The organism is Paenarthrobacter sp. MSM-2-10-13, from assembly GCF_011605365.1.
Lineage (GTDB): Bacteria > Actinomycetota > Actinomycetes > Actinomycetales > Micrococcaceae > Arthrobacter.
Genome location: NZ_JAAOXO010000004.1, coordinates 151,664 through 177,796 on the forward strand (window position 1 = coordinate 151,664; position 26,133 = coordinate 177,796).

At 61.7% G+C, this 26,133-nt stretch carries 25 protein-coding genes; 4 read left to right on the plus strand and 21 right to left on the minus strand.

Going from position 1 to position 26,133, the window contains the following annotated elements; translation table 11 throughout:
- Positions 1 to 63: 63 nt before the first annotated feature.
- The 14 genes from paaZ to HAV21_RS11385 all read right to left on the minus strand — a co-directional run bounded on the left by paaZ (position 64) and on the right by HAV21_RS11385 (position 15,241).
- Positions 64 to 2,163 (minus strand): phenylacetic acid degradation bifunctional protein PaaZ, encoded by a 2,100-nt coding sequence (gene paaZ / locus HAV21_RS11320; RefSeq protein WP_166841771.1) that lies wholly within the window; start codon positions 2,161 to 2,163, stop codon positions 64 to 66.
- Positions 2,164 to 2,374: 211 nt separating this feature from the next.
- Positions 2,375 to 4,426, minus strand: a complete 2,052-nt coding sequence (locus tag HAV21_RS11325; RefSeq protein WP_347877645.1) for an S-layer homology domain-containing protein — start codon at positions 4,424 to 4,426, stop codon at positions 2,375 to 2,377.
- A 269-nt stretch (positions 4,427 to 4,695) separates the two neighbouring features.
- Positions 4,696 to 5,709: a glycosyltransferase family A protein gene (locus HAV21_RS11330; protein WP_238703353.1), complete on the minus strand. Its 1,014-nt coding sequence runs from the start codon at positions 5,707 to 5,709 to the stop codon at positions 4,696 to 4,698.
- Positions 5,702 to 6,439 carry a tyrosine-protein phosphatase gene (locus HAV21_RS11335; protein WP_142938132.1) on the minus strand — a complete coding sequence of 246 codons (738 nt, stop codon included), beginning with the start codon at positions 6,437 to 6,439 and terminating at the stop codon, positions 5,702 to 5,704. Before HAV21_RS11335 ends, HAV21_RS11330 begins: the two co-directional genes overlap by 8 nt.
- 128 nt (positions 6,440 to 6,567) lie before the next feature.
- Positions 6,568 to 7,488, minus strand: a complete 921-nt coding sequence (locus HAV21_RS11340; RefSeq protein WP_166841772.1) for an SGNH/GDSL hydrolase family protein — start codon at positions 7,486 to 7,488, stop codon at positions 6,568 to 6,570.
- A 151-nt stretch (positions 7,489 to 7,639) separates the two neighbouring features.
- Positions 7,640 to 8,236: a GNAT family protein gene (locus HAV21_RS11345; protein WP_142938130.1), complete on the minus strand. Its 597-nt coding sequence runs from the start codon at positions 8,234 to 8,236 to the stop codon at positions 7,640 to 7,642.
- Between the two features lie 25 nt (positions 8,237 to 8,261).
- Positions 8,262 to 9,125 (minus strand): 3-hydroxyacyl-CoA dehydrogenase family protein, encoded by an 864-nt coding sequence (locus tag HAV21_RS11350; protein WP_166841773.1) that lies wholly within the window; start codon positions 9,123 to 9,125, stop codon positions 8,262 to 8,264.
- Positions 9,122 to 9,952, minus strand: coding sequence for an enoyl-CoA hydratase/isomerase family protein (locus tag HAV21_RS11355; RefSeq protein WP_166841774.1), 831 nt, complete (start codon positions 9,950 to 9,952; stop codon positions 9,122 to 9,124). Before HAV21_RS11355 ends, HAV21_RS11350 begins: the two co-directional genes overlap by 4 nt.
- The gene (locus HAV21_RS11360; protein WP_166841775.1) at positions 9,952 to 11,178 is read right to left on the minus strand and encodes an acetyl-CoA C-acyltransferase; all 1,227 of its coding nucleotides are present in this window, start codon (positions 11,176 to 11,178) and stop codon (positions 9,952 to 9,954) included. Before HAV21_RS11360 ends, HAV21_RS11355 begins: the two co-directional genes overlap by 1 nt.
- 142 nt (positions 11,179 to 11,320) lie before the next feature.
- Positions 11,321 to 11,977 carry a pentapeptide repeat-containing protein gene (locus tag HAV21_RS11365; RefSeq protein WP_166841776.1) on the minus strand — a complete coding sequence of 219 codons (657 nt, stop codon included), beginning with the start codon at positions 11,975 to 11,977 and terminating at the stop codon, positions 11,321 to 11,323.
- Positions 11,977 to 12,435: an SRPBCC family protein gene (locus HAV21_RS11370; RefSeq protein WP_166841777.1), complete on the minus strand. Its 459-nt coding sequence runs from the start codon at positions 12,433 to 12,435 to the stop codon at positions 11,977 to 11,979. The genes HAV21_RS11365 and HAV21_RS11370 overlap by 1 nt, the downstream gene beginning before the upstream one ends.
- A gap of 45 nt (positions 12,436 to 12,480) precedes the next feature.
- Entirely contained in the window at positions 12,481 to 12,900 is a 420-nt protein-coding gene (locus HAV21_RS11375; protein WP_142938124.1) for a DUF2177 family protein, read from the minus strand.
- Positions 12,897 to 14,765 (minus strand): AMP-dependent synthetase/ligase, encoded by a 1,869-nt coding sequence (locus tag HAV21_RS11380; protein WP_166841778.1) that lies wholly within the window; start codon positions 14,763 to 14,765, stop codon positions 12,897 to 12,899. Before HAV21_RS11380 ends, HAV21_RS11375 begins: the two co-directional genes overlap by 4 nt.
- Positions 14,762 to 15,241 (minus strand): MarR family transcriptional regulator, encoded by a 480-nt coding sequence (locus HAV21_RS11385; protein ID WP_166841779.1) that lies wholly within the window; start codon positions 15,239 to 15,241, stop codon positions 14,762 to 14,764. Before HAV21_RS11385 ends, HAV21_RS11380 begins: the two co-directional genes overlap by 4 nt.
- Positions 15,242 to 15,335: 94 nt before the next feature.
- Here HAV21_RS11385 and HAV21_RS11390 point away from each other — a divergent pair, with 94 nt between their 5' ends.
- Complete coding sequence (locus HAV21_RS11390; RefSeq protein WP_142938121.1) at positions 15,336 to 16,205, plus strand: DUF1295 domain-containing protein; 870 nt, start codon at positions 15,336 to 15,338, stop codon at positions 16,203 to 16,205.
- Positions 16,206 to 16,461: 256 nt separating this feature from the next.
- Here HAV21_RS11390 and HAV21_RS11395 read toward each other — a convergent pair whose 3' ends face one another.
- From HAV21_RS11395 to HAV21_RS11410, 4 genes are all read right to left on the minus strand, one after another.
- Complete coding sequence (locus HAV21_RS11395) at positions 16,462 to 17,925, minus strand: amino acid permease (RefSeq protein ID WP_166841780.1); 1,464 nt, start codon at positions 17,923 to 17,925, stop codon at positions 16,462 to 16,464.
- A gap of 220 nt (positions 17,926 to 18,145) precedes the next feature.
- Positions 18,146 to 19,051, minus strand: a complete 906-nt coding sequence (locus tag HAV21_RS11400; RefSeq protein WP_208096695.1) for an FAD-dependent oxidoreductase — start codon at positions 19,049 to 19,051, stop codon at positions 18,146 to 18,148.
- Complete coding sequence (locus HAV21_RS11405) at positions 19,051 to 19,398, minus strand: molybdopterin oxidoreductase (protein WP_166841781.1); 348 nt, start codon at positions 19,396 to 19,398, stop codon at positions 19,051 to 19,053. Before HAV21_RS11405 ends, HAV21_RS11400 begins: the two co-directional genes overlap by 1 nt.
- A 139-nt stretch (positions 19,399 to 19,537) precedes the next feature.
- A complete protein-coding gene (locus HAV21_RS11410) occupies positions 19,538 to 21,202 on the minus strand; it encodes an ABC-F family ATP-binding cassette domain-containing protein (protein ID WP_166841782.1) in 1,665 nt (554 codons plus the stop codon).
- 204 nt (positions 21,203 to 21,406) lie between these two features.
- On the opposite strand from HAV21_RS11410, the gene HAV21_RS11415 reads away from it, so the two are divergent.
- A complete protein-coding gene (locus HAV21_RS11415) occupies positions 21,407 to 21,916 on the plus strand; it encodes a histidine kinase (protein ID WP_142938117.1) in 510 nt (169 codons plus the stop codon).
- Positions 21,916 to 22,779: a DUF4097 family beta strand repeat-containing protein gene (locus tag HAV21_RS11420; RefSeq protein ID WP_142938116.1), complete on the plus strand. Its 864-nt coding sequence runs from the start codon at positions 21,916 to 21,918 to the stop codon at positions 22,777 to 22,779. The genes HAV21_RS11415 and HAV21_RS11420 overlap by 1 nt, the downstream gene beginning before the upstream one ends.
- On the opposite strand, the gene HAV21_RS11425 is transcribed toward HAV21_RS11420, so the two are convergent.
- Genes HAV21_RS11425 through HAV21_RS11435 form a run of 3 tightly spaced genes read right to left on the minus strand, consistent with a single transcriptional unit; the run spans position 22,766 to position 25,317 of the window.
- A complete protein-coding gene (locus tag HAV21_RS11425; RefSeq protein ID WP_142938115.1) occupies positions 22,766 to 23,638 on the minus strand; it encodes a metal ABC transporter permease in 873 nt (290 codons plus the stop codon). The genes HAV21_RS11420 and HAV21_RS11425 overlap by 14 nt on opposite strands.
- A gap of 3 nt (positions 23,639 to 23,641) precedes the next feature.
- Complete coding sequence (locus HAV21_RS11430) at positions 23,642 to 24,376, minus strand: metal ABC transporter ATP-binding protein (RefSeq protein ID WP_142938114.1); 735 nt, start codon at positions 24,374 to 24,376, stop codon at positions 23,642 to 23,644.
- Positions 24,373 to 25,317: a metal ABC transporter substrate-binding protein gene (locus tag HAV21_RS11435; protein ID WP_166841783.1), complete on the minus strand. Its 945-nt coding sequence runs from the start codon at positions 25,315 to 25,317 to the stop codon at positions 24,373 to 24,375. The genes HAV21_RS11430 and HAV21_RS11435 overlap by 4 nt, the downstream gene beginning before the upstream one ends.
- Before the next feature lie 51 nt (positions 25,318 to 25,368).
- Between HAV21_RS11435 and HAV21_RS11440 the strand changes: the two genes are divergently transcribed.
- Positions 25,369 to 26,097, plus strand: a complete 729-nt coding sequence (locus tag HAV21_RS11440) for a CPBP family intramembrane glutamic endopeptidase (protein ID WP_166841784.1) — start codon at positions 25,369 to 25,371, stop codon at positions 26,095 to 26,097.
- The last annotated feature ends 36 nt before the right edge of the window (positions 26,098 to 26,133 follow it).

The following is a 26,133-nucleotide window of genomic DNA, read 5'->3' on the forward strand; positions in this document are numbered from 1 at the left end:
CCCGCCCAAACCCGAGGGATGTGAGAGAGGGACCCGCTCAAACCCGAGGGATGTGCGAGAGGGTTACTTCTCCACGAGGGTCAGGACATCGTAGGTGGCCACAATTTCGTCGTTCTGGTTGGTCAGGACGGCGTCCCAGGCTACCTCTCCGTATTCGTCGGTCTCGCGAGGCGTGATCTTCTTGGCTGTCAGCGTGACCCGAATGGAGTCGCCGGCGGCAACAGGGGTGATGAAGCGAAGGTTCTCCAGGCCATAGTTGGCCAGCACGGGACCCGGAGCGGGCTCAACGAAGAGTCCGGCAGCCCAGCTCAGCAGCAGGTAGCCGTGGGCCACGATGCCGGGGAAGAACGGGTTGGCTTCTGCGGCTTCCTCGTTGGTGTGCGCGTAAAACGTGTCACCAGTGGAGTTGGCGAAGGCAGTGATGTCTTCGAGAGTGACCTCACGGAGTTCCGAACGCACGGCATCACCGATCCGCAACGTGGACAGGTGCTTCCGGAAGGGGTGCTCGCCTTCGGTCTCCACGGTGAAGTTCCGGTCAGCGCCGGTGTGCCAAAGACCGGTAACTGCGGTCAGCATGTTCGGTGATCCCTGAATGGCTGTGCGCTGCATGTGGTGCATGACAGAGCGGATACCGCCAAGCTCCTCACCGCCGCCGGCACGCCCGGGGCCGCCGTGGACCAGGTGCGGGACCGGGGATCCGTGGCCCGTGGATGACCGGGCGTCTTCACGGTTGAGCATGTGGACGCGTCCGTGGTGGGCAGCGATGCCGAGCACCAGCTCCCGAGCAACAGCGGGATCGTTGGTGCAGACCGATGCCACCAACGAGCCGGAACCACGGGCTGCCAAGCGAATGGCGTCGGTGAGATCCGAGTACCCGATCACTGAGGAAACCGGCCCGAAGGCCTCCAACGAGTGAACTTCTTCGGCTTCGGCGTCTGCCCAGCTCAGGAGGACCGGGGACATGAACGCGCCGTCTTCCACTGCGCCTACGGTGCCGCCGACGGAAGTGACCGACGGCGAATCGAGAGATCCGTACGCCAGCTCACCGCCGGCGTCGAGCATGGATTGAACGGCGGCGCGGACATCCGCGAGCTGTTCCAGGGATGCCAAGGCGCCCATGGTGACGCCCTCCGCGCGCGGGTCTCCGAGGACCACGCGCTCGTTGATGCGCGCGCCGATGGCGGCTGCGACGTCGGACGTCAGCTCCTGCGGGACGATGACGCGTCGGATGGCCGTGCACTTCTGGCCCGCCTTGACGGTCATCTCAGTGACAACTGCCTTGATGAAAGCGTCGAACTCGGGGGTGCCCGGAACGGCGTCTGGTCCGAGGATTGCGGCGTTCAGGGAGTCGGTTTCGGACGTGAAACGGACGCCGCCCTGGACCACATTCTTGTGGCCCTTCAGCGAGTTGGCAGTGGATGCCGAGCCCGTGAAGGAGACGAGGTCACGGTAGTCGAGCTCGTCCAGGATGGTGCGGGCGGAACCGGAAATCAACTGGAGCGAACCTGCGGGCAGGATGCCGGACTCGACGATTGCCTTGACCGCTGCGGCGGCAACGTAGCCCGTGGGCGTTGCCGGCTTCACGATGGTGGGGACACCGGCCAGGAACGCGGGAGCGAACTTCTCCAGCATGCCCCAGACCGGGAAGTTGAACGCGTTGATTTGGACAGCAACGCCGGGAATCCGGGTGTAGATGTGTTCGGCGACGAACGATCCGTCCTTGGACAGCGTCTCCATGGGACCGTCCACCACAACCTGCGAGTTGGGCAGTTCGCGCCGTCCCTTGGAGCCGAACGTGAAGAGCACGCCGATGCCGCCGTCAATGTCGATCATGTTGTCGATCTTGGTGGCACCGCTCTGCGAAGAGGATTCATAGAGCTCTTCGCGACGACCGTTGAGGTACATGGCCAGCTCTTTGAGCTTGAGCGCGCGCTGGTGGAACGTCAGCTTGCCAAGTTCCGTTTGGCCGGTGGTGCGGCCGTGATTGACGACGGCGGCAAGGTCCAGTCCGTCGGTGCTGACGTTGGCCAGGACCTCTCCGGTGCTGGCATCACGGACCGGGACTCTCTTGGCATCGGGTGCCGGCGTCCACCAGGCATCCTGGACGTAGCTGGGAACGGTTGCAACGGCTGTGGTTTCCGGGGCGACTGCGGTAGTGGTCATCGTCGACGGGTCCTTCCAAGGCACGTGAAATCGGCACGGTCATTGCTGACTGGAGCCAACATTACTGACCGGCCGTTCGGTAATATATACAGGGTACATGAATGCCCGGTGGAGTACAGCAGGAATTTCTTATGCTCGCCCCGGATACGGCGAAGGGCCGGCCTCCATAGCGGGAGACCGACCCTTCGCATTGCTGGCACACGCAGTATGGCTACGAGGGACCGAACTTGGTGTTGTAGCGGAACATGAATGCTGCCATGGCATCACGGTTCACGGGCAGCAAAGGCTTGAACGACCTGGTGGTTCCCTGTTCAGCCCAACCCGTGGAGATGCCCTGAGCCGCGAGCCAGGTGATCTCCTTGTAAAACTCGGATTCAACGGACACATCGATGAACGGCGACTCCGCCGGCGGCGTGAACTCAGGCTCACCAGCCAAGCGGTACATGAACGCCGCCATGGCGTCACGATTCACGGGCTGCAACGGCCGGTAGGTCCTGGTCTTGTCAGCCTCTTCCCAGCCGGTAGAAATCCCCTTGTCGGCAAGCCACGTGATCTCTTTGTAGAACTGCGCCGTCACCGGCAGGTCTTTGAAAGGGGAAACGTTGGGTGCCGTGAAGTCGGGTTTGCCCGACAACCGGTACATAAACGCCGCCATGGCATCACGGTTGACAGGAGTTAGCGGCTTATAAATCCTCGTCCCGTTGGACTCCCACCCCGTGGATATCTGTTTGTCAGCCAACCACTGCATTTCATTCTCAAACTGTGCGCCGATCGGGACATCATCAAAGCCCTGGACGCCCTGCGAAGCGGTGGCGTAGCTCAATGTTCCAACGTCGGTGTTTTGCCCTGCGAACGCGGAAACGGAGCGGGCATTGACCTCCGTGAGAACATTGCCGGAGTAGATGGGGCCCGACTCACCGGCAGGTGTAGCCGACACGAAATAGAGCCCTGTACTGAGCCCGGTCACTTTGAATGCCCCATCAGCTGCCGTTGTCCCGCGACGGGCGACCAGAAGACCATCCTTGCTGTAAACCCGAACTGATGCATCCTTCAAAGGCGCGCCGTTGGCACCCATAAGTTTGCCCGTCAGGGTTCCTCCGACGCGTCTCACTTGGTTAATATTCGAGACGGTTTGACCCGGAGCAACAGTAATTGCGGCGGCACTTCCCAGACCGGCACTTTCGGGCACAGCATTGTAATACTGCCCTTCCTGAGCGGTCCGGTAAGTGTCATGGGTGTAGCGATTAAATTGGACCTTGTAAGTCCCCGGAAACAGCCCGCTGACCGCGTATTCCTCCGGTTTGAGCAACCTGACCGTGTTGACGTATTCTGCGAGCGAGCCGTCAAGGTTGACCACGTCCACACTTTGATAGTTGACGTCACCTGCCGTAAAGCCCCTGATCGTTGCCCCTTTTACTGCTGTGTCCGATAGTCCACTGAGATGCTGCGCATTCCCAACAGTTACGGATGGTGATGCAGCCGGTCCGGCAACACCGCCGTGCCACATGGACGCAAAAGTGGCCTCATCGGGACGGAATTCAAGTTTGTAGGTTCCCGCCTCAAGTCCTCCGATGGTGTAAGACCCACCTTTAACGGCGGCGTATCCTGCCATCTTTCCGAGGTCACCGATCGGCTTTGCGAAAACGGTGCCGCCGAACGGTACGGGGCTCGATAGGGTCCCTGAAATCAATGCGGACTTCCTCAAGACCTGATTTATGCCGGTAGTTGTCTGCCCATCAACAACCTTGACCCTTGTGGCCAAGTCTCCGTTGGGGACTCCCGGATAGTGCGTCTCAATAAAAGGTTCGGAGCCAAAAGCTTGCGTAAATGAGACAACATATTCACCAGGGGCCAAAGGACCAAGCTCGAAGTTACCCTCGGCATCGGAGGGATATGACCAATCGCTGTCTGCTTGATAGTCATTGTGAACCTTGGCATGTACGAAGACATTTCCGGCGTTGGTACCTGCCGGCATGACCACTCTTCCCTTGATTCTGCCACCTGGGGTCATAGTGTGATTGATTCCAGTGACCGCCGCACCCTGTGCCACCGCGATCTTTGTCGCATCATCAAATTTGAAACTACCGTAGTAGGAGTGAATGACCAGATGATCGTAGGCAAAATTCACAAAGCGCAGCCTATATTCGCCTGCTCCGAGTCCTGAGACAGTAAACTGACCGCTGGCATTCGGCCGAGCGCTCGCAGAGGTCGGACCGCCTTCGGCATAAATGTAGACCGCGGTAACATCCACACCGGCGGGCACCGCGACAGTTCCGGAAATGCTCCCCGCGGGCGCGGCTGAAGCTGGGGATGCGAGCCCGACGGGGAATGTACCCAAAATGAGTGCTGCTAAGAGTGTGAGTGCGAGCCGAAAACGGCCGCGAGAATAACCCCTCATGGGTCCCCCATATTTATGCGAACGAAAGGGCCGCTTAATCAGCAGCCCTTCCGAGATCATAGGGCCTCAGGCACAGCACAGTCGATAGTCGAGGCTCACATGACACATCGAGCGAAGAACGCTTGCATGACCGTTTAGCTCCGGCGGAGCATCTTCCTCACCAACAGCATGGGCTTCTTCAGGAACTCACCCACACTGGTCCGCACCACCACGGTCTGGTTCAGCGCTTCGAGGCGTTCCAGAATGTGATCGAGTTTGGCTGCGGACTCATCCAAGCGGCGCTGCTGGGTAACGATGAGTTCCTCCTGCTCTGACAGCACCCGAGTCAGGTACAACATGGCTCCAAGTCCGCCCTGCGCGGCCTGGTCGCGGAGGTAGTCGTCGCGGACCAAGGCATCGTATTGGGCGTGTTCGGCAACCTTCGCGAAGATGCTGTTGCTGTGATGACCATCGGATTGGGGCCGCTGCGACCAGAAGGCGAGCGGTTCGCCGTCGAGAAATCCGATGCGCGAGTGGCTCAGGACGCGGAGGTGGAATTCCCAGTCCCCCACCACCGGCAGGTTTTCGTTGTAGTAGCCCACATGATCGTGAAGGTTTCGCCGGTACAGGAAAGAAATGGGGACCGCACGGTTGATCTTGAGCATGTCTGCCAGCGTTATCTGCCGCATGTCAGCCCAGAAGATCTCACGGCGAATGGGCTCGATCTTACCGTCAGCAAGCTCTTCAATGACGATTTCCGTCCGCACCATCACGCCGCTTTCGGCAGCGTGCGCAGGATCGTCGAGGTAGGCCACTGTGCGGGCCAGGAACTCGGGAGCCCAGAAGTCGTCGTCGTCATGAATCACCACGAATTCGCCGGAACCGGCCTTGAGTCCAGCGTTCGATGCCCCTTCCATGCCAGCTGACTCTGTGTGGTGAAGAGTGGTAATGCGGGACCGTTCGGCTTCCGAACGCTGGGCGGTGAGATGGTCGACGTCGCCCGGGTCGCCGCCGTCGTTAACAATCACCAGCTCAAAGTCCTGGAACGTCTGGGCGAAGATGTCGTCCAAAGCCCGAGCCAGGAAGATGGGTCGGTTCTTGGTTCGCGTCACGATAGTGACGCGGGCGCCGGAAGTCATTTCTGGTCCGTCCGTTTCGGAATTAGTCAACTCTCCATTTTAGCAGCGGAGGTACACCCAGCTTGGCCCGGACGGCGTCCAGCTCCCTGTCCGAGACGCCGTTGGCCTTCAGGAACCCGATGACGTCCAACGTGGCAAGAAAGGCCCGCAGACTGTTCCGACGATCGGTCAGCATCGCCTCCAGGTCTTCGTGGGACAGGTAGGGATCGTGGGCGTGCGGCGCCCCGTGCGTACGATGCCGCTCATTGATCCCCCGCGCTGCAAGTACGTATCCGTGCATGATCTCCTCATCGTCGGCGCCGGCCAATCGTTGCAACATCACCGCGATCATGCCGCTGCGGTCCCTGCCCGCGGAGCAATGGACCACCACTTTGCCGGGCGAGGCGGCAATCGCCTTGAAGACTGCAGCGATCCTGTCCGCGAACAGTTCGAGGTAATCGCCATACTGGGCGGGATCTTTGAGGTACGGGCCGAAAAGTTCGCTGAAATCCTGATGGTCCGGATCTTCCGTCGGGCAATGCACGACGGCGATACGCGCCTTCGCCTCGTCAGGCACCTGGGGGTCGGTGTCGCGTTGCCGCCGCTCGCGCGAGGCGCGGAGATCGATCACGGTGCGGACGCCGTCGTCGTACATCTGCTGCCAACCGGACTCGGTGACCCATTCGTGGCGACCCATACGGTAAATGTCCCCCGCGATTCGCCAAGCGTTGACGGCGCCGTCCCACTGGACGCTCTGGTGAGCTGAAGTAGTCCCTTCCATAGGAGCCAGCTAAGCACATCGGCGCCATGGGGTGGGAAGTGAGAGACGGTCGCGGGAAAGCACGCGGGATTGGCTCTCGGCGGAATAGCCTTCGATGACCGCCGAGAGCTCGCCCCCTAACGAATGGGCTATCGCTTGGCCAGCTGCGCGGGTTTCACCGCGGAGATGAGTGCTGAGGCATAGGCCTGGTGCCCTGCCACGTTTGGGTGGAAGTTTGCGTCCGGAAGACGATCGAACGGGGCCACGGGAACGGGGACCAACACAATCCAAGGATCTGCGGAGTTGACGGCGTGTCCACCGAAGCGCTTGGTGACGTCGACGAAGACCACGTTCTTCCCGCTGAGTTGTACGGCTGCTGCGATGGCCTTGTTCAAATCATCAACGGCACTATTGGCCATGACCTGGTTAGCGACAGGGACAACGGTTACGCCCGGGATAACCAGATCACCCTGGCTCGGATCAAAGAGGCGAGGATAGCCCATCACGGCAATAGTCGCGTTGGGAGCCGCCGCACGGATGAGCCCGTACGTACCCGCAAGTGCAGTGGTAACAGAGCCGAGGTTGGCGCGGATCCCCGCAACCGTGCCCGCGCACGTGGCGGTGTCCGGTGAAGCGCAGGCCTGCAAAGCAAGAAGGCTTCCGGCATCTATGGCGCCGGCCGTAATGCTCACGAGCTCGGCTTTTTGGAGGTCAGCCTGGCCAGAGAAAATCTGCTCAACAACGGTTGGAGCTCCGTTGTAGAACGGGCTCGGATTCAGCGGATCAAAGGACAGTAAAGCACCATGGCAGGCTAAATTGCTCAGTAAATCCACGCGACCGGAAGCCGCCACAACGTCTACATATCCGGGTTCGCTTTGCCAACAAACCGCGTCCCGATACAGTCCGCCCGCCCCGGTCCCCGCAGTATACGAGTCCCCGAGCGCAACGTAGTCGACCGGTGGCGGTGGAGCGGCCGTCGCTGGACTGGCCACGAAACCTAAACAAAGTGCCACAATGGCGAGCCCGCCTGCAAAAGCCGCATGCCGCCGTCGTCCTTGATGAGTTGCCATGGTGAATCCCCTTTTTTACCGCTCGATGGGGCTCCGGTCCCGCATGTGCGGAAGTCGCGGCTCGCCCACCATTCGGCCGTGTACCGGGGCAATGTGTTGGCAAGATTACGCCTAAGGGTGTGCAGGGGAAAGACCTTGACACCATGCCGAGCTATGCGCCGTACTTGGCCAGCCGGAATTCCAGCCCGTTGCGAACAGCTGGCCATTCGTGGTCGAGGATGGAGAAGACCACCGTGTCGCGGAGGGCTCCATCGGCACTGCGGGAATGGCTTCGAAGCACGCCGTCCTGCTTGGCGCCGAGCCTGGCGATTGCTTCGCGGGACTGCTGGTTCATCCAGTGGGTGCGGAATTCCACGGCGGGGCAGCCCAAGGTTTCAAAGGCGTGGCGCAGTAGCAACAGCTTGGAATCCGGGTTGGTGCCAGTGCCGTGAGCCGACGCTGCGTTCCATGTGGATCCGATCTCCAAGCGAGGTGTTTGGGCGTCGATATTCATATAGGTCGTCATGCCGATCAGCTCGCCTGTGAGGTTTGATCGCGTCGCAAAAGGCAGCATGGATCCCTTTGCCTGTAGTCCCAGGCGGCGATCGATTTCAGCGGCCATACCCTCAGGTGTGGGGACCGAGGTGTACCAAAGTTTCCAGAGATCGCCGTCGCGTGCAGCGTCTACCAGTCCGTCATGGTGTTCCTGGCTCAACGGTTCCAGCGTTACGAACTGGCCGGTCAGGGTGATGGGTTCAATGGAAGTCACCCGGTTAGCCTAACCGGCCCGGCCGTTAGTGGTTCCAGTCGAAGAATCCCTTGCCGGTCTTCCGGCCAAGCTCCCCGCGCGCCACTTTGTCCCGAAGGATCTGCGGCGGAGCGAAACGGTCGCCCAACGTGGCGTGCAAATATTCGGCGATACCCAACCGAACGTCCAAGCCAACAATATCCGTGGTCTTGAGCGGACCGGTGGGGTGCTTATAGCCCAGGACCATGGCGGCATCGATGTCTTCCGCCGATGCCACTCCCTCTTCCACCATACGCATCGCTTCAAGGGCAATCGCGACGCCCAGCCTGGACGAGGCGAAACCCGGGGCGTCATTGACGACGACGGCGGTCTTGCCGAGTGCCTCGGTCCAGTTTTTGGCCGCCACAGCGAGTTCGGGGGAGGTTTTCATGCCCAGAACCACCTCAATGAGGGTGGAAGCGGGCACCGGGTTGAAGAAGTGCAAGCCCACGAAGTTAGCCGGACGGCGAAGTTCGTCGGCCAGTCCGGTCACCGACAAGGAGGACGTGTTCGAGGCCAGGTAGGCGTCGGCTGAGAGGTGTTCCTCTACGGCCTTCAGCGCTGTGACCTTGAGGTCGAAGTCCTCCGGCACTGCCTCCACAACGAGGCCGCAATGAATGAAGGATTCGTAGTCCGTGGAAGTGCTGAAACGGGACATCGCCTTTTCGTGAGATTCGTTCAGGGTCCCGCGGGCGACTGACTTGGTGACGGCGTCAGCAACGCGATCCTGGGCTCCGGCTGCTGCCTCGTGGTCGCGTTCTACAACGATCACATTGGCGCCTTTGGTGAGGAAAGCGTGCGCGATGCCGGCACCCATCCGGCCACCACCAAGGACTCCAACGACGTTCGGGATGGTGGGAGCTTGGGTCATTTCCGGGTCCTGTCTTGCGAATCGGCGGTGTGGGTAGCGGTGTCGGGTGCGGCTGCGGTGTCTTGCGAAGCCTTGGCCGTTTTCTTGTCCAAGAAAGCCTGCATGCGATCAAACTTGGCTTGGGATTCAAAGAGGATTCCCTGCGCAAGGGTATCGATCAGCGGGTGAGCTTCAGCCGGGGCGTGGAAGACCGATTTGGTGATCCGCACAGCTAGAGGGTCCTGACGCCCGATCCGGTCCGCCAGTTTGTGTGCTGCATCCATGAGTTCGGGAGCCTCGTGGATCTCAGTGATGAGGCTGATGCGCAGGGCTTCCTCGGCACGGAGAACGGCACCGGCCAGGAGGATCTCCTTGGCTTTCGGCTCACCCACAAGCTCCTTCAGCCGCCAACTGGCCCCGGCGGCCGCGAGGATTCCCAGCCCGGTCTCGGGGTTGCCAATCCGAACGCTCGGTGTGCCAATACGGAAATCGGCAGCGTAGGCGAGTTCCGCTCCCCCGCCCAGGCAATACCCGTCCAGAGCCGCAATAACCGGCATGGGCAGCTTGGCGATGCGCACAAAGATGGTGGAGTTGATCCCCTGCAAGGCGTCGTCCCGGCGGCGTTCGCGGAGCTGTCCAATGTCCGCGCCGGAGGCGAACACACCCTCAGTGCCTGCAATGATCAGCACTTTCGGGTTCCGCTCAAGCTCAGCGCAAACCGTGTGAAGCTCGTCCACCATGGTCTGGTCGATCGCATTACGGACCTCGGGACGGTTCAGCAAAACAGTGACGCGGTCCTCGCGTTCCTCGATCAGGAGGGTGGCGAAGTCTTTCGTATCCAGGGCCATTACACGCCTTCCAACAGCATCGCGGTACCCTGCCCGACGCCGATGCACATGGTCGCCAACCCGAGCTTAGGTCCGGTAGTTGAGGCGAGCTCCCGCTCCATACGGCCCAGCAACGTGATCGCGATACGCGAGCCGCTGGAACCGAGCGGGTGCCCCAAACTGATGGCACCGCCGTCGTTGTTGACGATGTCCGGGTCCAGGCCGAGCCGACGCATACTGGCCAGTGACTGCGTGGCGAAGGCTTCGTTCAGTTCCACGGCGCCTAGCTGTCCGACCGTTAGTCCGGTGCGTGCCAGGACCTTCTGGGTGGCGGGGACCGGGCCGATTCCCATGATCTCCGGTTCGCAGCCGGCCGATGCACCGTCCACGATGCGGGCGCGGGGTGTCAGGCCGAACTTCTCTATGGCGGCCTCGGAGGCAACGATGATGGCTGATGCACCGTCGTTGAGTGTGGAGGAGTTACCTGCCGTGACCACTGAACCGCCGGCAACAACAGGCCGCAGGCCGGCCAAAACGTCCATGGTGGTGCCCAAACGGGGACCTTCATCGGTGTCCACCACGGTTTCCGACTTACGGGTCTTTACAGTGACAGGAACGATCTCATCCTTGAAGCGACCGCCCGCGATCGCTGCCAGCGCACGTTCGTGTGAGCGGACGGCAAACGCGTCAGCGTCCTCGCGGGAAATGTTGTCCACCCGTCCCACTTCCTCGGCGGTTTCCGGCATGGAGTAGGTCATCTTGCCGTCGCGGGACAGCTCGCCCTTGGTGAACAGCGGGTTGGCGAAGCGCCAGCCGATGGAGGTGTCAAAGATCTGGCCCGGCTTGGCGAACGCCGTGGTGGGCTTCTCCTGTACCCAAGGTGCGCGGCTCATGGACTCGACGCCACCGGCCACTACGATGTCCGCAGCTCCGGACTTGATCATATGGCTGGCCATGATGATGGCGCTGAGGCCCGAGGCACAGAGGCGGTTCACCGTGATGCCGGGAATGTGGAGGGGAAGTCCGGCGAGGAGGGTGGCCATACGGGCCACGTTCCGGTTTTCCTCACCCGCGCCGTTGGCATTACCGAGGATCACCTCGTCAATGGCGTCAGGATCGACGCCGGCACGCGCCACCGCTTCCCGGACCACCAGCGCGGCGAGATCGTCCGGACGAACGGAGGACAGCGCCCCACCGTAGCGACCTACAGGCGTGCGTGCGCCGCCAACAAGAAAAGCCTCGACCATGAGAACATCCTTCGCGAAGTGAAAGGGACCGGCCTGGAATAATATACCGACCGTTCGTTCTATAAAGATTACACGGCCCGGGGAGCCGGTCAACAGTTGAAGTCCTCAGTTACGGATCAGCTGAGACCGGCCCCTGCCGGCGTCAGAGCACTCGAATTCCCAAATGCCCGGCCAGCAGCGGTGCCATGAGGCTCAGCTGGTAGTCGTCGATCACCACTCCTGCCAGCCCGGCCAATCCGTTGATTCCGCGGAACTCCGAGGTCCGCAGATCCACGTCCTTCAGTTTGGCGCCCGTGACATCCAGCGTTCCGATGGTGCAGTTCTTCAAGGCCAACCGCGTACCCGTGCAGCCGCCAAGATCAAGTTCATTAATGATGCAATCGGAAATCTGAAGGTCCATGAGCTTGGAACCACGCAGGTTCACATAGTCCAGCTTGCCGCCGTCGATTCGGACAGAGCGCCAGTTACCCTCATAGAGTTCGGCCGAGCCCCACCGCGGGTTGGTGATCTCCACGTCCTGCCAGGAAGTCCGCGCAGCCATGAAAACCGGCGCATACGGCTCGGAGAAGATGCACTCGCGGAACGTTGCCCCCCGCAACTGAGCCTCGTTGAAGGAGACCCCGTTCAGCTCGCATTCTATGAAATCGGCGCCGCTGAGTTCCTCTCCGTCGGCAGAAACACGGGTGAGCCTGACGCCGTCGTACCGTTCGCCACGCTGGAAGTCCGGGGCGTCGTCGTCGCGTAGTTCATCCAGGCGCACCGGCGAAATCTTGGGCGCGGCAACCTTCGCAACCGCCATCAGAGCGATTCCGCTTTGGCAGCGATCTCGGCGAGGTCCTTGCTGAGAGCCTTACGGGTCATGCTCATCCCTAACTTCCCGAACAGGGCCATCCCCACCTTGCTGATGAGCGAGGGATTGATCACCTCGGCGCCGAAGGTCAGGGTCAGATCCGTACCGCCATCGCGCTCGGTGAGGTTGAAACGGGTGGTGTAGTCCGCACCGCCCTGAACTGCCTTGACCGTGGTGCTCCGCGGAGGGTCAGTCTCGGAAACCCACATCTCAACCGTCTCCTGCTTACCCATCATGGTCCGGGTTTCCTTCCAGCGCGTTCCCTCCCCGTAGGGGCCTTCACTGAGCATCTGGATTGAGTTGATGCCTGAGAGCGTGCCGGCCGAGCCGGGAATGTCCGAAATGACGGCCCAAACCTTCTCCGGGCGTGCGTTGACGTGCTGCGTCAAGGTGGTGGTGTGTTCCATACATCGAGCCTAGACCCGACCCCCGACACTCCAAACCGCAAAGGCCTACGACGCCGGGCGCCCCCACGGAATCAGTCGAAGCAGCACCACCGTAAGCCACGTGACCACACCGCACACACCAACGCCCCAGGCGATGTCAGTCAAGGCCACCAGGGCAGGGAAGTCCTTGAGGACAGCGAGCGCCGTCAACGCCCAGGTTGCGTAGGTGAAGAAACCGAACAAGGCACCTGCGAAGATCCGCCGGCGCAGCGTCGAGTCCGCCCTCCCGGGCCGCACCCCGTAGTGCACTATCCCCGCAACGAAGACGAGGTAGAACAGCACGGCCGCGACCGGCTGCGGGCTGGCTGCCAGGAGATGCCCCATCTGGCTCTGATACTGCCGCTGCGCCACAGTGAGGATCCAGACGACATCGATCGCGGCGAAGATCACTGCTGCCAGGGCGTAGGCGAGCAACCACCGCTTCATGCTCGACTCCGGGGCTGGTTGTAGAGGCTTTCCACAATGTGGCTTGCGCGGCTGGTGAAAGCACTCCGTTTGAGCTTCATGGTGGGAGTGACAAATCCGTTGGCCTCACTGAGGTCTGTCAGCAACAAAACGAACCGGCGCACCTGCTCGGAGCGGGCAATTTTGGAATTGGCAGCGCTGACGGCCTTACCAATCACGGCCAGAAGCCGGACGTCGTCAATCTGGACAGCACCGCCTTCGTCCGGAATCGTGAGGCCCTTCAGATCGGAGATGCCTTCGCGCTCAGCCCATGCGGCCACTGATTCGGGGTCCAGGAGCACCAGCCCGCCCAGATAGGGCTTGCCCTCCCCCACCATGACGGCGTGGGCCACCAAGGGATCACCTTCTACATAGCCCTCCCAGATGGCTGGTGAGATGGTCTTGCCACCGGCAGTAACGATCACATCCTTGATGCGACCCTTCAGTGTCAGGCGGCCCAAGTGGTCCAGTTCGCCGAGGTCGCCTGTACGGAAGAATCCGTCAACGAAGGCTTCCGCGTTGTCTGCGTCGCGGCGATACCCGGAGAAAACGCCCACGCCGCGCGCCAGCACTTCTCCTTGTTCCGAGAGCCGGACGGTGGTCCCCGGCATGGGAACGCCCACCGACCCGGAGTTGATGGCCCCTGGAAGGTTGCCAGTCAGCGGTGCCGTGGTTTCGGTGAGGCCGTAGCCTTCGATCACAGGAAGCCCTAATCCTCGGAAGAACAGGGATAGTTCGGCGTCAAGGGCGCCTGCACCGGATAGCAGGTAGTCCAGCCGCCCACCCACCAACTGCCGCAGCCGCGAGTAGAAGAGGCGGTCGAACAGGGCGCGTCTGACGCGGAGGCCGGCTGAGGCACGCAGCCGGGGGTCGGCGTCGTGCGCTTCTGCGAACCTGCCCCACTCCACAGCGGTGCGCTGCGCTGCAGACCACACCCGCCCCAGACGTTTCTGCGTTGCGGCAGCAGCCGCGGATGCCTGGATCTTCTGGAGGACCCTCGGGACCACCACCAGGAACGTGGGCTTCAGGGCACCCAGGGCTGGCACGACGTCGCGGGGATCGGACAGGTGGGCGATGCGCATGCCGTTGGCCAGGCAGATCAGCTGCAGCCCGCGGGCCAGCACATGCGCCATGGGCAGGAAAATGATGGTGTTGCCGCCTTCACGGACCACCTCGGTGTACGCGGCCGCCACATTCAGTACCTGTCCCACAAAGTTGCCGTGCGTGATCAGGGCACCCTTGGGAGCGGCTGTTGTTCCGGAGGTGTACACGATGGTGGCAACGCTATGAAGGTCAGCAAGGAGCCGCCGTTCCTCTACGGTGTGATCCGGAATGCCCGCGCCACGCGCCACCAGGTCAGACAGGTCAGCGCCCGGCTGGGCATCAAAGGTCCAGATCCCCAACGCCGTCAGTCCGGCTCCCGCGAAGCCCTGCTCCAAGAGCGCCGCGTGTTCGGCGCTGCCCCCCACGGCGAGCCGGACGTCGGCATCGGCAAGGATCGCTGTCACCTGCGGTGCCGCGGAGGTTTCATAAACAGGAACCACGACGGCGCCGGCGAACCACGCCGCCATGTCGGCAAGCGCCCATTCGTAACGGGTTGGGGACATGATGGCCAGCGACTCACCCGGTTGAATCCCGGCTGCGATGAAGCCCTTGGCCAAGGCGCGAACCTCATCCACGAACTGCTCGGTGGTTACCTGCCGCCACGGATCGGTGATGGCAGCACCGGGCTCGCGGACTTCGAACGCGACATGCCCTGGGCTTGTCCGCAAACGTTGCATGAGAAGGTCGGTGGCATTGCGGTGAACTGTGGCGTCAACCAACGGCGGGGAGGTGAATTCTCTCATCGGACACCCTCTGTTGATATCGCTTGCAAGTGATCCTGCATGAGGTTCAAGACGGCGTCCAGGAATTCCGTGACGACTTCCTGGCGGTCCTGGGGCAATGCGTCCAGTTGCCGGCTGGCAGCGGACAGCAATGGCAGCATCAGATCCTTGACCTTGCTGGATGCCGCCTCTGTAACGTTCACGTGCACTTGGCGCCGGTCCTCGGTACTGCGCATGCGTTCAACGTAACCATGCGATTCCAAGCGGCTGACCAGCGCTGTGGTGGTGGCCGCTGTCGCACCCAGTTCCGCGGCAAGTGCTCCAACGGTGACGGGTCCGGAGTCAGCAAGGACGGTCAGCGCCCTGTAGTCGGTGAGGTTGAGGCCCAGAGTCCGGGCTACCTCACGTTCCGTCTCGTTCGCGAGGCCGAAAAGGCCCTGCAAGGTCAGGGAAACCGGATGTTCCGAGCCTTCGGTAGCACTCTCATGGTTTTGCATGGTTATATAGTAATCAAAATAGATTGAACATCAAACAGGCTAGGTAATCCTTCACGACTCGTCGCGAGGGACCCACCGCGAAAGGAACCACGCCGTGAAGGATTCAGACAGGAAGGGCCTCATTGCCCTTCCCGTGGTAGTGCTGCTGGGGGCACTGGTCGCTTGGGCAGGAAGCCAGCATGGGCAAGTCTTGGCAGGCATTCCACTCTTTGCGGCAGCAGTCGCCGCCGCCTTCATCATTCAATGGATCGTCTTCATCCCGTCCTTCAAAGCCCAGACGGAAAAATTCTTCGACCTCACCGGTTCGCTGACCTACGTAGCCATCACAGTGTTTTTGGTGCTTGCCACACCCGGAATTGACGCCCGCTCGCTGCTCCTCGCGGCCATGGTGACCGCTTGGGCACTCCGCCTGGGCACCTTCCTGTCGCGGCGGATCCACAAAGCAGGCAAGGACGATCGATTCGACGAGATCAAGCCCTCGTTCATCCGCTTTCTGAACGTCTGGACCATGCAGGGACTCTGGGTGGTCTTCACGGCAGCAGCCGCCTGGGTGGCCATCACAAGCACCAACCGGGTGGCCGTGGACTGGCTGGCCATCGTGGGGCTCTTAGTGTGGGCAGCCGGGTTCGCCATCGAAATTGTGGCCGACCTGCAAAAGAGCCGGTTCAAGGCCAACCCCGCCAACAAGGGCAAGTTCATATCCACTGGGCTGTGGTCCAAGTCCAGGCACCCGAACTACTTTGGCGAAATCCTGCTCTGGATTGGCGTTGCGATCGTCACCATCCCAGTACTCCAAGGCTGGCAGTGGGTTGCCATGATCTCACCGGTCTTCGTGGCCCTCCTCCTCACCAGGGTCAGTGGCATCCCCCTGCTGGAGAAGAAGGCGGACAAGACCTGGGGCGGCGAAGCGGGGTACGAGGCTTACAAGAAGAACACACCGGTGTTGATCCCCAAGCTCGGCTAGAACGCAAAGCAGGCCTCACAACACGAACACCTCCCGTTGCGAGGCCCGCTCTGCACCCTATGCGCGAGGAATAACGAGCAAAGCAGGCCTCACAACACGGACACCTCCCGTTGCGAGGCCCGCTCTGCACCCTATGCGCGAGGAATAACGAGCAAAGCAGGCCTCACAACGCCGGGTCCGCAAACGCAAACGGCGCGTGCCCCCGAAAGGAGGCACGCGCCGTCGTACGTTTGAAGCGTCTAAAGCGTTTGGAGCCTTAGCTGAACAACTCGCTCTTGGGCTCGTTGTTCTTGACCTTCTGCCACCCGAGCCACAGCACCAGGGCGAAGAACGGGATCGTGGCAAGGGTCCACAGGCCCAGGAGGAAGACCTCGCCGGTCTCCTTGTCCGTCATGGAATCGAAACCGATCAGCACGGTGATGGCCAGCAGCGCAATGAGGCCGAGCCAGCTGGTCCACGGCGAACCGGGCATCGGCAGGCTGGAGACCTTGCCGCGCTTCTTTCGCAGGGCAATCTGGCTCGCGAAAATGGAGCCCCAGGTGAAGATCACGCCGATGGACGCGGTGTTCAGTGCGAGGTCGAACGCATGCGAGCCGCCCAGCCAGATGTTGAGGAGAATTCCCACCAGGTACACGCCACCGATGGCCAGGATGGCCGCGTACGGCACGTGGCGTGTGGACATCTTGGTGAGCCATTGCGGAGCGTGGCCGTTGTTGGCCATGGTGCGGAAGATGCGGCCGATCGAGTACAGGCCCGAGTTGCAGGAGGACAGCGCGGCGGTGATGACGATCATGTTCATGACGTCACCCATCCAGCCGAGGCCCATCTGGCCGAACACGGTAACGAACGGCGAGGTGCCTGCCACGTACTGGTCGGACGGCAGCAGCATAGCCAGCAGCGTCACCGAACCGACGTAGAAGACCACAATACGGATCACGACGGCGCGGATCGCCTTGGGAACTTCGCGTTCCGGGTTTTCCATCTCACCAGCAGTAATGCCGACGAGCTCGATGGCGTTGTAAGCGAAGATCACGGCGTTGAGGACCAGGATCATCACCAGGCCGCCCTTGGGGAACATGCCACCGTCTTCGTGGAAGAGGTTGGCCACAGACGCGTTTCCGTCGCCCACCTTGGCGTTGGTGACCACCATGAATGTGCCAACAGCCAGGAAGATCACGATTGCCGCGACCTTGAGGCAGGATGCCCAGAATTCGAATTCGCCGAACGCCTTGACGCTGAACAGGTTCACGGCCACCAGCAGCACCAATGCGGCAATGGCGGACAGTTCAATGGGCACGTTGGGGAAGAAGAACTGGAAGTACAGGCCGATCGCGATCAGCTCAGCAATGCCTGTCATGGCCCAGTTGATGAAGTACATCCAGCCGGAAAGGAAGGCGCCCTTCTTGCCGAACATTTCGCCGGCGTAGCTTACGAACGAGCCGGAGGTCTGGCGGTACATGATGAGTTCGCCGAGGGCGCGCATCAGCAGGTATGCGATGACGCCGGCAATGGCGTAGGAGAAGATCAGGGCCGGGCCGGTGGAGGCCAGGCGGCCACCGGCGCCCATGAAGAGGCCGACGCCAATAGCGCCACCCATGGCGATCATGGTGACGTGACGGCGGCTCAGGGTCTTCTGATATCCCTCGGCGCTGAGGTTGGAGTCCGAGGCTGCAGATGAGGCCTTGGGGCTCTGGAGATCTGTGGGAGTACTTTGCGGCACAGCTGTTCCTTGTGGGTTGGGGTGTTGCTGTAGGTGTTACGCCAGTGCCGGGACACAGGCGGCTTTGGCACACAAAATTCGATCTTTCCCTCTTTGGAGGGCCCGAAGTGTGACAAAGGACGCAGAACGCCGAAGCTTCGCGCAACCCGTCTATCTTACGGGATTAACGCGAATGCCCGTGACGCAGGCAACAGGTGGCTGCGGATAAGGCGTCTTCCGGCTACGCCGCGGCTCTGGTTCCCAGGTATATCGAGCTGCGATCCGAGCCCGTGATCTGGTCGGCCAACACGGCGGCCTGCTCCCACAAGGGCGCCACCATCCCGTACACCTCACCGCGGTGCTGGACACACTCACCTACTGCGTAAATGTCGTCCTCGTCCATCACCCTCAGGTGATCGTCCACCACGATTCCCCGCTCAACCGCCAAACCACTGACGACGGCGACGTCCACGTTCGGTCTGATACCTGCCGAAACCACCACCATGTGGCAGTCGATATCAGGTTCGTTGCGTACGCTCAGTCCCGTGATGCGATCAGCCCCGAGGATCGCGGTGACCCGGCTTCCGGAAAGAACCTCCACCTCCAGACCGCAGGACTCCAGACCTCGGGCTGCTTCCAGAGCGAATGAGTCCCCGCCAATCACCGCTGCCCGTCGGTGGTGCTCCTGCTGAGCGAACGTGATCATCCTGCGGGCATCGTCCAAGCTTCGGAAGGTAAAGACTCCGTTGCGGATGGTTCCGCTGGGAGTGTGGAGCCCGGCCATGGGTGGCAGGAACGGGTGGCTGCCGGTTGCGACGATCAACTGGTGGTACTGGACAACGCGGCCATCGGCGGCGAAGACGTGCCGGCTGAACTTGTCGATGCGTTCCACCCGGACCCCTGCATGAAACGTGATGTTGTTCTCCGGGTACCAGGGCAGGGAATGGATGAGTATGTCCGCCTCACTTTCCTTCCCGGACAGCACCCGCCCAAGCCTGGTCCGGTTGTAATTCCCATAGGGTTCGTCGCCGAACACCGTGATGTCGAAAAGATCCGCGCCACCCCTGGCCAGGACCTCTTCCACTGCCCGCGCGCCGGCCGTGCCGTTGCCGATCACCACCAGCCGCTTCTTCACCAGCACGCTCATCAGTGCTCCACCATCCCCAGGTCCACCACCACATATCCCCTGGTTCCCACGGGAGCCACGATGAAAAGCTCAATCACCGATCCGCCCTCGGTGTCTTCCACTACCCTGAGCGGGATATGAACATCGCTCTTGGCTCCAATGGGGAAATAGCGCATGGGAATGCGGTCCCGCATCAGCACCACGGTGACCAGTTCCGGGCTCGAATTGCCCCCGCGAAAGTAGAGCGTCTGGTTAGTAACGCCATCGGGCACGAAGTGGGAGAGCTCGGCATGGAGGGGCACCGGTTTGTCCAGGCCAGCGCCGTCAAAGGTGTAGATGCCCTGCAGGAAGAGATTCTGAATGATCACGGGACAAGTCCTTTCGGCCGTTCCCTTCCATGATCCATTGCCGCTGTTTCAGGACGCTCGACGCCGTGTTTCCACCTTCGGGCCATGCGGTAACCATCTCTTTGCCAACAGCTCACCGGCAGGGAAGCCGCCCGGGGGACTACTGCAATTCGCCGCCCTGCATTCCGTACCGCACCCACGTGCCCGCAACGGGGCGGGCATGGTGGGAAGCACTCCGATCGAACCACTCCCCCAGCGCACGATCGTGGCTCACAATCACCACCGTGCCCTCAAAGGAAGCAAGAGCCGCTTCCAGCTGCTCCACCAGCACCGGGGCCAGATGGTTGGTTGGCTCGTCCACGATCATGGTGTCGAATCCACCCAGGAGGAGCCGGGCAAGGGCAAGTCGGCGCTGTTGACCTGCGGACAAACCGCCCACAGGAACGTGGAATTCGGCCGGCCGGAACAGCCCCAGCCGCAGCAGCCCCTCAGCATGTTCGTCGATGTTGCCGCCCAATCCCGCAGCGAACGCAGGGAGCAGCCGCAGCCCGGGCCGGGCGGGCACCTCGAGTTCTTGTTGCAGATAGCCCACCTTGCCGTTGACGTTCACAGTGCCTGCAGCGGGCTCCAGAGTCCGGGCAAGGACGGACAGCAGCGTGGACTTGCCAGCGCCGTTGGGGCCGGTGATGAGCACTTTCTGTCCGGTTTCCACCCTAAGATCGGTGGGCTGGAGACGCCCGGGGACACTCACACCTCTGGCTTCCAACGCGGGAGCGGACGCAATCTCCGCCACGGCCGCGGCCCGGGACGGTGCTGCCAATTTCAACGGCACTGGTGGCCGATCCACCGGGTTGTCCTCGAGCCTGCGCAGCCGCTCCTGGGCGTTACGGACCTTACTGGCCGCGGCGCTTTGCCAGGTTCCGGTCTTGAATCCGAACGCCATCTTGTCGTTGTCGCGTTTGCGGCCATAGCCCATGCCATCTGCAACCGTGGCAGCCTGGTGGCGTTCAGCAGCCATGGCGTCGAGCCATTGATCGTATTCCTGGATCCAGCGGGCACGCTCGGCCGCCTTTTCGCGGAGGTAGCCCTCATATCCGTTCCCGTACCGGTTTACGGACCGCCGGTCAGCGTCAACTTCGATGATGGTGCTGGCCACCTTCCGCAGCAGCACGCGATCGTGCGAGACCACCACAACCGTGCCCCGATGCGCCGCCAATCTCGACTCAAGCCAGGCCGTGCCGTTCGCATCCAGATGATTGGTGGGCTCGTCCAGCAGCAAGGCCTCAGCCGGGTCGGCCAAAAGACAGGCCAGCGCTACCCGCTCCTGCTCGCCGCCGGACAAAGACCCCAGTGTTCGACGCCGGTCCAAGCCTCCCAGCCCCAGCTTGTCCAACGCTGATTCCACCCGGGATTCGGCAGCGTAGCCTTCACGGAGTTGGTACTCCGTTTGCAGGCTTCCGTAGAGCTCCAAATCCTCCGAATCGGCGTCAGCCAAACCCGACTCAAGCTCGGCAATACGTGCCTCCAGGGAACGCAGCGAACCAAGGGAAGCATCAATGGCGTCACCTACGGTCAGGGACTCGGAGAACCCGTGGGTTTGCGCGAGGTAACCCACGCGGTAGCCGGGGTTACCGGACAAACCCGCCGTGCCGTCGTCGGGCGTCTCCACACCGGCCAGCAAGCGAAGCATGGTGGATTTACCGGCGCCGTTTTCGCCGACAATAGCGACGTGTTCGCCGTGGTGGATGGCCAGGTCAACAGCATTCAGGAGTTGGCGGTCCCCGTAGCCGTGGGAAACGCTGGAAAGGTGCAGGTGGTTAGTCAAGAGGAATCCTCGCAAGTCCGCAGTGGGTGGCAGAAAGCCATGTGGGTACTCGGGATGCAGCCGTTGGGAGGGGGCTGCGCTCAAGACTTCATTGCTCAAGCCTGACGGCGGAAGCCGGATGCGTCAAGCCGACGCAACACCCCTTGGCGTCAGTTGTTCCGAAATACCATTGTGATGACACCAAAATGGCGTCACAATGGTGTCATGCAGCTAAACCAGTACATCACGGCGGTGCAGCACCAGCTGGAGACCGCCGCCGAGGCTGGCGGCCCGGAGGCTCGCGCCCTCAGCGAACGCCTCACTGCCGCTGTCGAATCCACGGTCCGTCTGATCCTCCTGGAGGCCCTCTCTGATGCCGCCAGCGAGATTACCTTGGAGCTCGCTCCCGGGTCCGTGGAAGTCAGGCTCCGGGGCCGTGACCCGGAATTCGTGGTCACAAATCCGCACGGCGGGGACTTCGAGGCCATGATCGAACAAACCATCCAAGGCACCATGGCACCAGAAGACTTTGATGGCACCAGTACCTCGCGCACCACGCTCCGGCTTCCGGATCAGCTCAAGCAACAAGTTGAAGAGGCGGCCGGCCGGGACAGCCTTTCCGTGAACTCCTGGCTGGTCCGCACCATCGCCGAAGCGTTGAACGGCGGCAACGCGCCCAGGAAAGGCACACGCCGCGAACCCGGCGAGCAAAACTTCACAGGATGGGCCCGCTAATGGCAACCTTCCAGACCCCCCAGCCAATCGCCGTCGTCATTGACGTCTCCGTCCGCGGCGATATCCAGGTGGTAGCCCAAGATCGCCACGACACCGAGGTGACGGTCCAACCCCGCAAGGCCACACGAAACCTGGACGTCAAAATGGCCGAGCAGACCACCGTGGACTACTCCGACGGCCGCCTGCAGGTAAGGCTTCACCCATCGTTCCGCCATAGCTGGTTCAGCGACGGCGGCGCTGTAGAGATCACGGTGGAGGTTCCTACCGGCAGCAGCCTGGAGCTGAAGTCCGCCATGGGAGACCTCCGTTGCGAAGGCGAATTCGGCGCAGCCGACCTCAAAACCGACCTTGGCCACATCCGCGTCGATCACTGCGGCGAGCTGCGGGCACACACGGACATGGGAGACATCACGGTGGAGCACGCTGTGGGCCGGTCCCGAATCAAGACGGGCTCAGGAAAAATCCGCATCCATCACCTGGACGGAGTTGCCACCGTCAAGAACGGCAATGGCAATACGTACATCGCCCACGCTTCCGGAGAACTGAGCGTTAGCGCAGCCAACGGCGACATTTCGCTGGAACGGGCCGGCCTTTCCACCACCGTCAAAACATCCAGCGGCGATGTCACCGTGGGCGAAGTGGCCGCCGGCAGCCTCACAGTTCAGACTGCTGCCGGCACGCTGGCCGTGGGTGTGTCTGAAGGCACTGCCGCGTGGCTCGACCTCAGCACCAAATACGGACGTGTGCGCAATGCCCTCGAAGCTACCAACGGACCGGGCGACACCGTGGACAGAGTGGAGATCCGCGCCCGCAACGCCTATGGCGATATCGCGGTGATGCGGTCCCCTGTCAGCGCGCGGTAGCTGTGGCGAGGGCCCGCTTCCTGCGGGCTTTGGCCAGTCGCGTACCGATCAGTCCCTGCCGCGGGCTGAACAGATACACAAAGCCGAACACCACTCCCTGAGTAAGGACCACCATGGCCCCGGAAGCCGTGTCCAGATAGTAGCTGAGGTAGATGCCGGCCACGGAGCACACCACTGAAATGACGGGGGCAATCACCAGCATCCGGGCGAACCGGTCGGTCAGCAGGTACGCGGTGGCACCCGGGATGATCAGCATGGCCACCACCAGCACCACACCCACAGTCTGAAGGGCAACCACGGAGGTCAGCGCCAGCAGCCCTAGGAGCAGGGCGCCGAGCCTGCGCGGAGAGAGTCCGATCGCGTGGGCGTGCGTGGGGTCAAAGGCATAGAGCGTGAGGTCACGGCGTTTGAGGATCAGGATCGCGAAGGCCACCACACCCAGGACCACCACTTGGATGAGGTCCGGAACACTGACACCCAGGAGGTTGCCGAAGATGATGTGGTTCAGGTCGGTCTGGCTCGGGGTCACGGAGATCAGCACCAGGCCCAGTGCGAACAGCGAGGTGAACACGATGCCGATCGCAGCATCTTCCTTCACCCGGCTGGTATTCCGTACCACGCCGATCAACGTCACCGCGATCAGGGCGAACACCAACGCGCCCAGCGCGAACGGCGCACCCACGATGTAGGCAAGGACGACGCCGGGAAGCACCGCATGCGAGACGGCGTCGCCCATGAGGGACCAGCCGATCAGGACGAGCCAGCAGCTCAGGACGGCGCATACCACCGCAGCGATGGCGGTGGTTGCCAGGGCCCGGACCATGAAGTCGTAGCTGAGGGGTTCCAGGAGGAATTCCATGGCTTAGCCCCTGTTCATGACATCGAGGCCGAAGGCCATGGCGAGGTTCTCCGGCTGGAGCACGGTGTCCGGGCTTCCATGCATGAGCACCTTGCGCATCAGGAGCACTGCTTCGTCACAGAGTTGGGGCAGGGCGTGTAGGTCATGGGTGGAGATGAGGATGGTGGCTCCGTTGTCCGCAAGCTCGCGGAGCAGCCTGGTGATAGTAGCCTCAGACCGTTTATCCACGCCCGCGAACGGCTCGTCCAGCAGCATCATGGTGGCGCCTTGCGCAATGCCGCGGGCAACGAAAGCCCGCTTTTTCTGCCCACCGGACAATTGACCGATCTGCCGGTCGGCGTACTCGCTCAGCTCCACGCGTTCCAAAGCATGCTCGACGGCGTCCCGGTCGGCTTTACGGGGCCGGCGCGTGAATCCCAAGTGCCCGTAGCGGCCCATCATCACCACATCCCGGACGGACAGGGGAAATGCCCAGTCAACGTCTTCGCTTTGGGGAACGTAGCCGATCCCCGCGTCCTTGCGCATTTTCACCGGAGGTTGACCATTGATGAGCACCCTGCCGGAATCCGGTTTGACCATGCCCATGATGACTTTGAACAGAGTGGACTTGCCGGAGCCATTCATGCCCACCAATCCGCAGATCCGCGAATGCTCCAAGGTGAGGGATGCCTTGTCCAGGGCCAGGACGTCACCGTAGTGAACCGTGACGCCCTCAACAGCGATCGTGGGTGTGCTCATGAGGTTCCTCCTGTCAGCGCCGTGGTGATGACCTTTGCGTCATGGCGCATGAGGTCCAGGTACGTGGGAACGGGCCCGTCCGCTTCAGAGAGGGAATCAACGTAGAGCACCCCGCCGAACTTGGCATCGGTGGCTCCGACAACCTGCTGCATGGGTTCGTCGGACACCGTGGATTCACAGAAAACGGCCGGAACCTGGTTCTCCTTGACGAATTCGATGGCCCGCGTGATCTGCTGCGGCGTGGCCTGCTGCTCCGCGTTCACAGCCCAGATGTACACCTCTTTGAGGCCTGCGTCGCGGGCCAAGTAGGAGAATGCGCCTTCGCAGGTGACCAGCGCCCTCTGTTTTTCCGAAAGGACGGACAGTTTGGATACCATCTCGTCCTGCACGGCCTGAAGTTGGGTGTTGTAGGCCTTCGCGTTGGCTTCGAACTCGGCAGCGTGGGAAGGAGCCAGCTTGGCGAAAGCCGTGGCCATGTTGTTGGCGTAGATCTGAACGTTCTTGGGCGACATCCATGCATGGGGGTTCGGCTTGCCCTGGTAGGAGTCCTCGGCAATGGGCATGACCTCCACACCATCGCTGACTACTACGTGCGGCACATCAAGGTCTTCGACGAACTGGGCGAACCAGGCTTCGAGATTCAGCCCGTTGTCAAGGATGAGGTCGGCTTGGGCGGCTTTCCGAATATCACCTGGCGTCGGTTCATAGCCGTGGATTTCAGCTCCGGCTTTGGTGATGGACTCTACGCGCAGTTTGTCTCCGGCAACGTTTTTTGCAACGTCCGCCAGCACGGTGAACGTTGTGAGCACCACCGGCTTGTCATCGCCTCCGGCCGAGGAATTCCCACCGCAGGCGGAGACCCCCAGGGCAAGTGTGATTGCGGTCAGGGCAGCAGCGAAACGGCGGACATCTTTGGCGCGCCGAAACGGAAAGTTAGGCATACCGAAAATTGTAGCGACGCATGGGCCGCCCGGCAAAGCTAGGCTGGTCATATGGGCACTCTTTCCACCAAGGCACCTGAGTTCAAGTTCACTGCCTTGGACGGCCTCGCCGTTGCCGTCTACGTAGGCTTCACGGCCTACTTCCTGCTGGCCGGTGAGACGCTCAACCTCCTGATGCTGCAGCTTTTCGCGAACCCGGCCACAGCGTCGTTTGCCGTCAACGCAATCTTTTATGCCGGCGTCGGAATATTCTCCGTGGCGTCTGCCTGGCGTGTGGCCGGCCGCGACCTGAAGATACTGGGGACCCGGCCGTGGTTCACGCTGGGCATGGTGCCGCTCGCCATCGTGGTGATGCTGATACTTACGGCACTTCTGGTGGCGGCCTTCGGAGGCGTTCAAAGCTCTGAAAACCAACTGGGCATCCAGGGCATGCTGCAACAGGTCCCCGCGTGGTTGATGGTGCCACTATTGGTGATCCTGGGCCCGTTCGTGGAGGAATACCTCTTCCGTCACCTCCTGATCGGCAAGTTGTCGCAGTACCTGAACATCTGGATCTGCTGCGTGATCTCCGTAGTGGTTTTCGCATCCATCCACGTGGTGGGCCGCGAAGGGCTTGCTTTGCCCGCGTTGGCACCGTACTTGGGGATGGCCGTGGTGCTGGTGGGGGTCTATGTGTGGACGGGGAAAAACCTGATGTTCTCCTACTTTGTGCACGCCGCCAAGAACCTCATGGCCGTTGTCCTGATCTACGCTGTTCCCCCCGAACTCCTACCCAACTGAGTCGGGAACCCGGACGGAAGCTGACCGCAAGGCCCT